The organism is Vibrio fluminensis (assembly GCF_015278125.1).
In the GTDB taxonomy this organism is placed as follows: Bacteria; Pseudomonadota; Gammaproteobacteria; order Enterobacterales; family Vibrionaceae; genus Vibrio; species Vibrio fluminensis.
The window spans coordinates 40,048-50,412 of the sequence record NZ_JADILO010000032.1; the positions used below are offsets into that span (position 1 = coordinate 40,048).

Consider the following 10,365-nt stretch of genomic DNA (forward strand, 5'->3'; position numbering starts at 1 on the left):
AACGACAAAGGCGAGCTAATGCTCGCCTTTGTTATATGTTGACTGCGATTATTTACGTACCGCAATCGCTTCGATTTCAATACCAACATCTTTTGGTAGGCGAGCCACTTCTACGCAAGAACGCGCTGGGTAGTTGGCAACATTGTGCTCATCAAAGAAAGCACCGTAAACTTCGTTTACCGCGCCAAAGTCATTGAGATCTTTGACAAATACCGTCATTTTCACGATATCAGCAACGCTAAGGCCTGATGCTTCAACTACCGCTTTAACATTTTCAAGTGATTGGCGAGCTTGCACAGTGATCTCTGCTGAGACTTCACCTGTTACTGGGTTTACTGGAATTTGGCCTGAAGTCAGCACCATGTTACCTAGGTCAACACCTTGAACGTAAGGACCAATAGCGGCAGGAGCCGATTCTGTGTGAAGTACTTTAGTCATGTGAGGTTTCTCATTTATCTGATCTCATTAAGATAGTCAGTGTGCCTTTTATAAAACGCTAGGTAAAGATCAAAATACCCCGCGAGTGCGGGGTATGAATGTAGACAATATCGTGCTTGAGGCGATATTTAGCTTAACGCTCGGTAACAATTTCACGTGAGAACACTTTCTCACAGTATTTACACTTTAAGCGCACATCATTGTTTTTCTCGAACACTTTAAAACTACTTTCCACTGGTTCACCGTGAGTAATACAGTTGGTGTTTGGACAAGCAAAGACGTTGTTGACTTGCTCTGGTAGCTCTAACGCTAGCTTTCTGACGACTTGGTAGTTTTCAATTTGGTTTACGGTCGCATGCGGTGCATACAGCGCCAGCTTGCTTGCTTGCTCTTCACTGATAAATACGTTTTCAATTTTCAGCAAGTCTTTGTGTCCCAATGCAGACGAAGGCAGGTTTAAGCCGACAGTCACACGCTGGTTACTCTTATGCATGCTAAATAGTTTGAGTACTTTAATGCCTACTTGCGCTGGGATGTGGTCGATAACCGTACCGTTTTTAATTGCTTCAACCTGCAATTGAGTTTCTTTAGCCATGATGATTTTCCTCGATTACAGTGATGGGTTTAATACAAGTGCTAACAAGGCTTGGCGCGCATAAACGCCATTTTCTGCTTGCTGGAAGTAGTAGGCGTGCGGGGTTTTATCTACATCAGTAGTGATTTCATCGACGCGCGGCAGTGGGTGCAGAACCTTTAGGTTCTCGCGCGCACCTTCTAGCATTGATGCCGTTAAGATGTACGCCGACTTGATATGGGCGTATTCAGACTCATCGAAACGCTCTTTTTGTACACGAGTCATGTAGAGAATATCCAATTCAGGAATCACGCTTTCCATGTCGGTGTGCAGGCTGTATTCAATGCCTGCTTCATCAAGTTCTTCACAGATGTAGTCTGGCATCGCAAGCGCCTCAGGAGCGACGAAGAAGAAACGAATGTTGTTAAACTTCGCTAGAGCCTGAGTCAATGAATGCACAGTACGGCCATATTTTAGGTCGCCGACAAACGCAACGTTGAGGTTATCTAGGCGTCCTTGAGTTTCTGAAATGGTGTAGAGATCCAGTAAGGTTTGCGTTGGATGTTGGTTAGCCCCATCGCCTGCGTTGATTACAGGAACGCCATTGGAAAACTCTGCCGCAAGACGCGCAGCGCCTTCTTGTGGATGACGCATCACAAATGCATCGACATACGTTGAGATCACTTGTACAGAGTCAGCCAGCGTCTCACCTTTTTTCGCTAGCGAAGTATTTCCGCCATTATCGAAACCAATCACATTGCCGCCAATACGTTGAATCGCCGTTTCGAAAGAGAGACGCGTACGGGTTGATGGCTCGAAGAAACAGCTTGCGACGACTTTGTTTTTAATCAGATCTGGGTTTGGTTCAGCTTTTAGCTGACCAGCGGTTTGAACTATTAATTCGAGCTCTGCACGTGATAGCTCTGGAATCGAAATGATGTGCTTGTTGTAAAGCGTGTTGGTCATAATCGTCATCCCTACCTGACTAGAAGAATAAAATTTAGGCAATAAAAAAGCCTCCCAATAGGGAGGCTTTAAAAATCGGTGGAAACTGTAAAATAAACAGCCAGTAAGCAAATTAGCTTACCTTGAGTAAAGCGCATTGTAGAACACGAATTACGTGGCATTATTTACAACCTCCAGACAAATTGTCGTGCATTATACGCAGAAGATTGTCGAGCGCAAGCGATTACTTGGCGCTTTTTGAATCAGAATTTGTTGATTTTAGCGACCAAGTGTTGCAACCATCACCGCTTTAATGGTGTGCATGCGGTTTTCTGCCTCATCAAATACAATCGAGTAGTCAGACTCAAAGACATCTTCCGTTACTTCTAACCCTTGCATGCCGTATTTTTCCGCTACCTCTTTACCAATAGTGGTTTCGTCATTGTGAAATGCAGGTAGGCAGTGCATAAACTTCACCTGTGGGTTACCGGTTTTTTGAATCACATCCATATTGATTTGATATGGGGTCATGAGTGCGACACGTTCATCCCAAGCTTCGGCTGCTTCTCCCATCGAGACCCAAACATCGGTGTAGAGGAAGTCGCAACCTTGCACGCCTTCATCGACGTTTTCAGTTAGGGTGATTTTCGCTCCAGTCTGTTTGGCTATCGCTTGGCACGTGGCAACGAGATTTTCTTCTGGCCAAAATTGTTGTGGCGCGACAAGACGAATGTCCATGCCCATTTTCGCAGCGCCAACCATAAGAGAATTGCCCATATTGTTGCGCGCATCGCCTAGGTAGGCAAAGCTCATTTCTGACAGTTGCTTGCCTTGACCGTGCTCGAGCATGGTTAAGAAGTCGGCCAAGATTTGCGTCGGGTGGAACTCGTCTGTGAGACCATTCCAGACTGGAACGCCAGCGTGTTCTGCCAGCTCTTCCACAATCGCTTGGCCAAAACCACGGTATTCAATACCGTCATACATACGCCCAAGCACACGAGCAGTATCTTTCATCGACTCTTTGTGGCCAATTTGCGAGCCAGACGGACCGATATAGGAAACTTGTGCACCTTGGTCGAATGCTGCCACTTCAAACGCGCAACGAGTTCGAGTAGAGGCTTTTTCAAAGATCAGAGCGATGTTTTTTCCTTGCAGTTTTGGCTGCTCAGTACCGGAATACTTAGCGATTTTTAGATCCGCAGAGAGATCGAGTAAGAACTGGATCTCTTTAGGCGTGAAGTCGAGTAACTTAACGAAATTACGGTTGCGAAGATTGAAAGCCATACTCTAATCCTTGAGTTTGAATAAAACATAGACTTAGTTAAACATAAAAACGCATCGCTTGTGAATAATTATTTTAAATAAATGGCGAATATAGAATACTAATTCGCCATTTGTGGTTATATAGTCGATTGTTGGGGTTATAAATTTTCCTCCGCAAACTCCGCTAAGCGACTGCGTACCACACCATTGAGATGAATATTGGCGCTGCCTTCGAAATTTTTAAATCGCTCTACCATGTAGGTTAAACCGGACGTGACAGGAGTGAGGTAATGAGAGTCGATTTGCGCGAGGTTGCCCGAACAAACGATTTTGGTTCCTTCACCACAACGAGTGATGATGGTTTTAATCTGTGATGCGGTTAGGTTTTGGCACTCATCGAGTAAAACGAAGGCGTTTTGAATTGAGCGACCACGCATAAAGTTAATCGATTTAAATTGGATATTGGCTTTGTCGCAGATGTACTTTAGCGAGCCTTCAGTGCAGTGATCGTTTTTATGTAACGCTTCTAGAGTATCAGTAACGGCAGCAAGCCATGGCAACATTTTCTCTTCTTCGCTACCGGGTAGAAAGCCGATCGATTCGCCAATATCTGGGGTGTTACGGGTCACGATGATCTTATCGAACATGTGCTTTTCGATATTCTGTTCCAGTGCGGAAGCAAGTGCCAATAAGGTTTTGCCACTCCCTGCAGCCCCAGTGAGGATCACTAAATCAATTCCAGGGTCGAGTAGGGCATCGAGCGCCATCGCTTGGTAAATGTTTTTCGGTGTAATGTCCCAAGCGCGTCGGTGCATTAAGCGCTCTCGACTGAGATCTTGCAGGGTTATGGAATCGGTATCGATTTGCGCCACACGACCGACAAAGTCACTTTCATTATCAATCACATATTGATTGAGATAAGTGGGTTCAAAAGGTTCTCTGGCGAGAGTGTGATAAGTGCGGCCGGCGAGGTTTTTACTCTCTACCTGATCGACGTTAGACCAGAAGTCGCCGTCGATTTGTTGAAAACCTTTGGTGAGGTACTGAACATCATCGATGAGCTGGTCGCTGCGATAATCTTCCACAAAGCGCACGCCAGCGCCTTTGGCTCGAAGGCGCATGTTGATGTCTTTGGTGACTAAGATGACTTCACGTGGTGCCCGTTTATTTTGTAAATAAATCGTCGCATTGAGGATGCGGTTATCACCGGCTTTGTCGGCAAAGGCTTTGACGGTTTCTTGTAGTTCAAAGTCGGCAAGGATTGCGATATGTCCGGTGCCATCTTTGTCACGATTGATAGGGATACCCTCGGAAATTTCATCTGGAGTGGCGTCTTTGAATAGGGCTTCTAAAGCGCGAATTGCGACGCGCGCATCGCGAGCAACGTCGCGTTTACTGTCTTTGATTCGGTCAAGCTCTTCTAACACGGTCATGGGAATAACCACGTCGTGTTCTTGGAAAGAAAAAATGGCGAGAGGTTCGTGAAGCAGAATATTGGTATCGAGAACGAAGAGTTTTCTGTCCGTATCACCCATAAGCGTCTCCTGCCGCGAGGCGGCGTAGTGCTCACTGTTGTGAGGCTGACTAACTGCCTGCTAGCTTTTCGCTTTCACCACAACTTCGTTCTATTCTGTCGGTTGCGATGATAGTGACTCTACGCTCTGTTGTCTGACCGAGCGGGAGAGCCTACTAGCAAACCCGTGTTGATCGTCTTTTATACGCATGAGGGACGCAAAGAGTGAAAAACTAATCGCTACTCATGCGTTAATAAAAGTATATAGCTGATTTTATTAAAGTTGCAGTAATTGCAGTAAATTTCGCAAACTTTCTAACCTCTCGATGAGTGTTATCTGTACACAAACGATGTCTAATTGTGCGGCTTTGGTATATGCAACCAGCACGTTTATTTGTGCCACGGCTTTTTTGCACTTTGATGTCATTCATAAATGAAGCGAAAATTGTTTGGAAATGCGCGCTAGGCACGTGACCAATGTCACAGCTTCGAGTAATATTAGCGACCTTTTTTCGTGCCAATGCTGATCAATAAATTCCCCGTCAGCCGCCTTTGAAATGGCGCGAGAGCAGCTAAAATATATCCTAGTAACTTCAATACGACTTTATCGTGTCAGTGTTTTCATTAGATGAAATCGGTGACAAGACTTCGCACTTTTTAGCTTGAAGTCACGTGGGTATAAACAATAAATTGATTAAATGAGGTAGTCGATTCATGACATTTGCTTTGGGCCAACGCTGGATTAGCGATACGGAAAGTGAGCTAGGTTTAGGAACCGTCGTTGCATTGGATGCTCGTACAGTAACACTGATGTTTGCCGCATCAGAAGAGAACCGTGTATATGCCCGTAGCGATGCGCCCGTAACTCGAGTGACATTTAATGTTGGTGATGTAATTGAGAGCCAACAAGGCTGGTCACTGAAAGTAGAGCAAGTGGTCGAAGAACAAGGACTGCTTTCATACATTGGTTCGCGTGAAGATAACGAAGAAGAAGTGGTCTTACGTGAAATCATGCTCAGCAACCAAATTCGTTTTAACAAACCTCAAGACAAGTTATACGCTGGTCAAATTGATCGTATGGATAACTTTGTGCTGCGTTACCGTGCGTTAAAGAACCAGTACGAACAACATAAGAGCCCGATGCGTGGTTTATGTGGTATGCGTGCTGGCCTTATCCCTCATCAGTTATACATTGCTCATGAAGTCGGTCGTCGTCACGCGCCACGTGTGCTGTTGGCTGATGAAGTAGGCCTAGGTAAGACAATCGAAGCGGGCATGATCATTCACCAACAAGTGTTGGCGGGTCGTGCCGAGCGTATTCTTATCGTGGTACCAGAAACACTGCAACACCAGTGGCTGGTCGAAATGATGCGTCGTTTCAATCTACACTTCTCAATTTTTGATGAAGAGCGCTGCATTGAAGCGTTTGCAGAATCAGATAACCCATTTGATACCCAGCAATATGTGTTGTGTTCACTTGATTTCCTGCGTAAGAGCCGTAAACGTTACGAGCAAGCATTAGAAGGTGAGTGGGATCTACTGGTTGTCGATGAAGCGCACCACTTAGAGTGGAGTCAAGAGAAGCCAAGTCGTGAATATCAAGTAGTGGAAGGTTTAGCCGAACGCACAGCAGGCGTTCTACTTCTAACTGCGACCCCAGAACAATTGGGGCGTGAGAGTCACTTTGCTCGTCTACGTTTGCTAGATTCAGATCGATTCTACGATTACGAAGCATTTGTTAAAGAAGAAGAGCAGTACGCACCGGTAGCGGACTCTGTCAGTATGCTGTTCTCAGGGCAAGCGTTGCCAGATGACGCGAAAAATCAAATTACTGAGCTATTGTCAGAGCAAGATGTAGAGCCTCTGTTCCGCATTATTGAAAGCAATAGTGATGATGCTGAGAAAGCGTCAGCGCGCCAAGAATTGATTGATAACCTGATGGATCGTCATGGTACTGGTCGCGTTTTGTTCCGTAACACTCGTGCGGCAATCAAAGGCTTCCCAACCCGTAACGTACACCTACTGCCGATGGCTATTCCGCAACAGTACACCACCTCAATGCGTGTCGCGGGTATGATCGGCGGTAAGATGAGCCCAGAAGCGCGTGCACTGAAAAATCTATACCCAGAAGAGATTTTCCAAGAGTTTGAAGGGGAAGATTCAAGCTGGTGGCAGTTTGACTCTCGTGTGAACTGGTTACTGGAAAAGATCAAAGATAAGCGTAGCGATAAAATCTTGGTGATCGCATCGCGTGCCAGCACTGCGCTACAACTAGAGCAAGCGCTGCGTGAGCGTGAAGGTATCCGTGCTACCGTATTCCATGAAGGTATGTCGATTCTTGAGCGTGATAAAGCGGCGGCTTACTTTGCCCAAGAAGAGGGCGGTGCGCAGGTGCTTATCTGTAGTGAAATCGGTTCTGAAGGTCGTAACTTCCAGTTCGCCAACCAGCTAGTGATGTTCGATTTGCCATTTAACCCAGATTTGCTAGAACAGCGTATTGGTCGTTTGGACCGTATTGGCCAAAATCGCGATATCGATGTTCATGTGCCTTACCTTGAGGGTACTTCTCAAGCGATTTTAGCGCGTTGGTTTGATGAAGGTTTAAACGCATTTGCGGAAACTTGCCCAACGGGTCGTTCGGTATACGATCGTTTTTCTGATCGTTTGATTGAGATTTTGGCGTCTGGTACCAGTGAAGGCTTGGATGAGGTGATTGAAGAGTCAGCTCAAATGAACAAAGAGCTAAAATTGCAACTTGAGCAAGGTCGTGACCGTCTACTTGAGATGCATTCTAATGGTGGTGAGCGCGCGCAACAAATCGTTGAAAAAATCTCAGCAACCGATGGCGACACTAACCTCGTTACCTTCGCACTGAGCCTATTTGATACCATTGGTTTGGATCAAGATGATAAAGGCGAAAATGCTCTGGTTGTAACGCCTTCAGAGCACATGATGGTACCAAGCTACCCAGGCTTACCATACGAAGGTGCGACGATCACTTTCGATCGTGACACTGCTCTATCGCGTGAAGATATGCACTTTATCAGTTGGGAGCACCCAATGATCCAAGGTGGTATTGATCTGCTGATGAGTGAAGGTGTGGGGACTGCGGCAGTTTCGCTATTGAAGAACAAAGCGTTACCGGTTGGTACGATGCTACTTGAGCTTGTTTACGTCGTGGATGCGCAAGCACCGAAGCGCAGTGGTATTAGCCGTTTCCTTCCACAGACACCAATTCGTATGATACTTGATGGTAAAGGTAACGATCTTTCTGAACAGGTGGAATTTGAAAGTTTCAACCGCCAGTTGAGCCCAGTTGGGCGTCATATCGCGGCGAAATTGGTGACATCGGTACAAGCACAAGTGCATCAGTTGATTACCGCAGGTGACAAACTGGTTGAGAGCAAAGTTGAAGCGATTCGCAATCAAGCTCAACAAGAGATGCAAGTCAGCCTAAACGGTGAGCTAGAGCGTCTACAAGCACTGAAAGCGGTTAACCCAAATATCCGTGACGAAGAAATTGAAGCGATTGATGCGCAAATCACAGAACTAACAGGCTACATTAGCAAGGCGCAGTTCCAACTAGACTCGCTGCGTATGATCGTGGTTTCTCACCAATAATCCCATCTATTGCGAGCGGTAGTTTGAGTTCTATCGCTCGTCTCTTGGAGCAAGTAACATGGCAATGTTGGAATACAACCCACCACGTGATCCTTGGGTTGAGATCGTCTATGAAGATGAACAGATTTTAGCGATCAATAAACCATCGGGATTGCTGTCGGTTCCGGGGCGCTTACCTGAGCATCACGACAGTGCATGGAGCCGTGTGTTAGAGACTCATCCTGACGCACAAGTGGTTCACCGTCTTGATATGGATACGTCGGGACTCATGGTGCTAGCAAAGAATAAGCGTGCAGAGAGTGCGTTGAAAAAGCAGTTTCAATATCGCCTGACGCATAAGGTCTACTACGCTCGAGTATGGGGGCATGTCGAGCAAAGCGAGGGGGTGCTAGAGTTTCCTTTGATTTGTGATTGGGAAAATAGACCGCGTCAAAAGGTCTGCTTTGAGACAGGAAAACCGTCAAAAACGTTGTTCCAAGTGGCGAAATACGAACAGAACACGACTATAGTGAGATTATTACCTGTCACGGGGCGTTCACACCAACTTCGTGTGCATATGCAGGCGTTGGGACACCCAATTGTCGGTGATGAGTTTTATTCAGAAGGTGAAGCATTTAGCTGCTCTGAGCGTTTAGCGCTGCATGCTGCTGAGCTAAGCTTTTATCATCCTCGTAGCCATTGGCTACGTAGTATTTTTGTACCTTGTGACTTTTATCCGGAAGCAGAAGAGATGATCTTTAACTATTTCGATCCTGTGCGAAAATTACCAGACTATAAAACGCTGCCAAGGCCATAGTGTTTCGATGGACATAACTTAATCTACTTTAACGTAGTAAGAGTAATAGGCAGTGAAATAAGGAGAAATTTATGTCGCTGCCTACTGTTGTCTTTCTTGATCGCTCTACCATCCCTTCTCATATTGAGTTTCCTCACTTACCTTTTGACCACCAATGGGTCGAATACGATACCACTGAGCAAAGTCAAATTGTCGATCGCTTGAGTCACGCACAAATTGTGATTACCAATAAAGTTGTGTTGGACCGCAGTACGCTTTCTTTACTCCCCAATCTTGAATTAATTGCTGTTTCTGCCACTGGCTTTAACAACATTGATATCGATTATTGCCGTGAAGCGGGGATTGCAGTGGCCAATATTCGTGGCTATGCAACGCAATCCGTGCCTGAGCATGTCGTTGGTTTGATGTTTGCACTAAGACGCAATTTGATGGGGTATCACCGTGACATTACAGCCGGCGAGTGGCAGCGTAAGCAACAGTTTTGCTTTTTTACTCATCCGATTGGCGATATCGCTGGTTCAACGCTTGGCGTGATTGGCAGTGGCGAACTTGGGCAGGCAACAGCGACATTAGCTAAAGCTCTGGGGATGAACGTTATTTTTGCCGAGCGCAGAGGCGCGAGCAATTGCCGTGAGGGTTACCTATCTTTTGAACAGGTGTTGATGCTTGCTGATGTGATTACCTTACATTGCCCTCTCAATGATCAGACGCGCAATTTGATTGGTGCAAAAGAGCTGGCGAAAATGAAGCCAAATGCACTTTTGATTAATACCGGACGTGGTGGCTTAGTCAATGAACAAGCTCTTGTTGATGCGTTGCAAGCCCAACAGATTGGTGGGGCTGGTGTGGATGTATTCAGCCAAGAGCCAGCCGATGAGAGCAACCCATTGTTAGCCAATAGCCATTTACCCAATTTATTGTTAACGCCTCATGTGGCTTGGGGCAGTGATTCCGCGATTGAAAAATTGACCCATATCTTGATGGATAATATTCGCGCTTATATGAATGGCGAAGAGCAGAACCGAGTGGTTTAAGTTTTTCGTAAAGTTTTGAGACAAAAAAAGACCGGTCATTTGACCGGTCTCAGATTGATGACGAACCCCGCTTTTTCAAGCGGGGTTCTTTTTTGGAAGCGACCGTAGGTCGCGATCGCGATATTTTTTGTTATACCGTGCGCAGAAGCTTCCATTCATTACATAGGCATACAGAAGCAAG

General features: G+C 45.9%; 8 protein-coding genes. 3 read left to right on the forward strand and 5 right to left on the reverse strand.

What is annotated here, in order from left to right:
* Positions 1–48: 48 nt before the first annotated feature.
* The 5 genes from IRQ95_RS17915 to IRQ95_RS17935 all read right to left on the reverse strand — a co-directional run bounded on the left by IRQ95_RS17915 (position 49) and on the right by IRQ95_RS17935 (position 4,755).
* Positions 49–438, reverse strand: coding sequence for a RidA family protein (locus IRQ95_RS17915; protein WP_075649400.1), 390 nt, complete (start codon positions 436–438; stop codon positions 49–51).
* Between the two features lie 133 nt (positions 439–571).
* The gene (pyrI, locus tag IRQ95_RS17920) at positions 572–1,033 is read right to left on the reverse strand and encodes an aspartate carbamoyltransferase regulatory subunit (protein WP_075649399.1); all 462 of its coding nucleotides are present in this window, start codon (positions 1,031–1,033) and stop codon (positions 572–574) included.
* Between the two features lie 15 nt (positions 1,034–1,048).
* Positions 1,049–1,978, reverse strand: a complete 930-nt coding sequence (gene pyrB / locus IRQ95_RS17925) for an aspartate carbamoyltransferase (RefSeq protein ID WP_194438466.1) — start codon at positions 1,976–1,978, stop codon at positions 1,049–1,051.
* 258 nt (positions 1,979–2,236) lie between these two features.
* Complete coding sequence (locus IRQ95_RS17930; protein ID WP_194438468.1) at positions 2,237–3,241, reverse strand: ornithine carbamoyltransferase; 1,005 nt, start codon at positions 3,239–3,241, stop codon at positions 2,237–2,239.
* Positions 3,242–3,378: 137 nt separating this feature from the next.
* Positions 3,379–4,755 (reverse strand): PhoH family protein, encoded by a 1,377-nt coding sequence (locus IRQ95_RS17935; protein WP_194438469.1) that lies wholly within the window; start codon positions 4,753–4,755, stop codon positions 3,379–3,381.
* Positions 4,756–5,447: 692 nt separating this feature from the next.
* On the opposite strand from IRQ95_RS17935, the gene rapA reads away from it, so the two are divergent.
* From rapA to IRQ95_RS17950, 3 genes are all read left to right on the forward strand, one after another.
* Positions 5,448–8,354 (forward strand): RNA polymerase-associated protein RapA, encoded by a 2,907-nt coding sequence (gene rapA / locus IRQ95_RS17940; protein WP_194438472.1) that lies wholly within the window; start codon positions 5,448–5,450, stop codon positions 8,352–8,354.
* Positions 8,355–8,412: 58 nt separating this feature from the next.
* The gene (gene rluA, locus IRQ95_RS17945; RefSeq protein ID WP_194438474.1) at positions 8,413–9,150 is read left to right on the forward strand and encodes a bifunctional tRNA pseudouridine(32) synthase/23S rRNA pseudouridine(746) synthase RluA; all 738 of its coding nucleotides are present in this window, start codon (positions 8,413–8,415) and stop codon (positions 9,148–9,150) included.
* 71 nt (positions 9,151–9,221) lie between these two features.
* On the forward strand, positions 9,222–10,184 hold the full coding sequence (locus IRQ95_RS17950) for a D-2-hydroxyacid dehydrogenase (protein WP_194438476.1): 963 nt from the start codon (positions 9,222–9,224) through the stop codon (positions 10,182–10,184).
* Positions 10,185–10,365 lie beyond the last annotated feature (181 nt).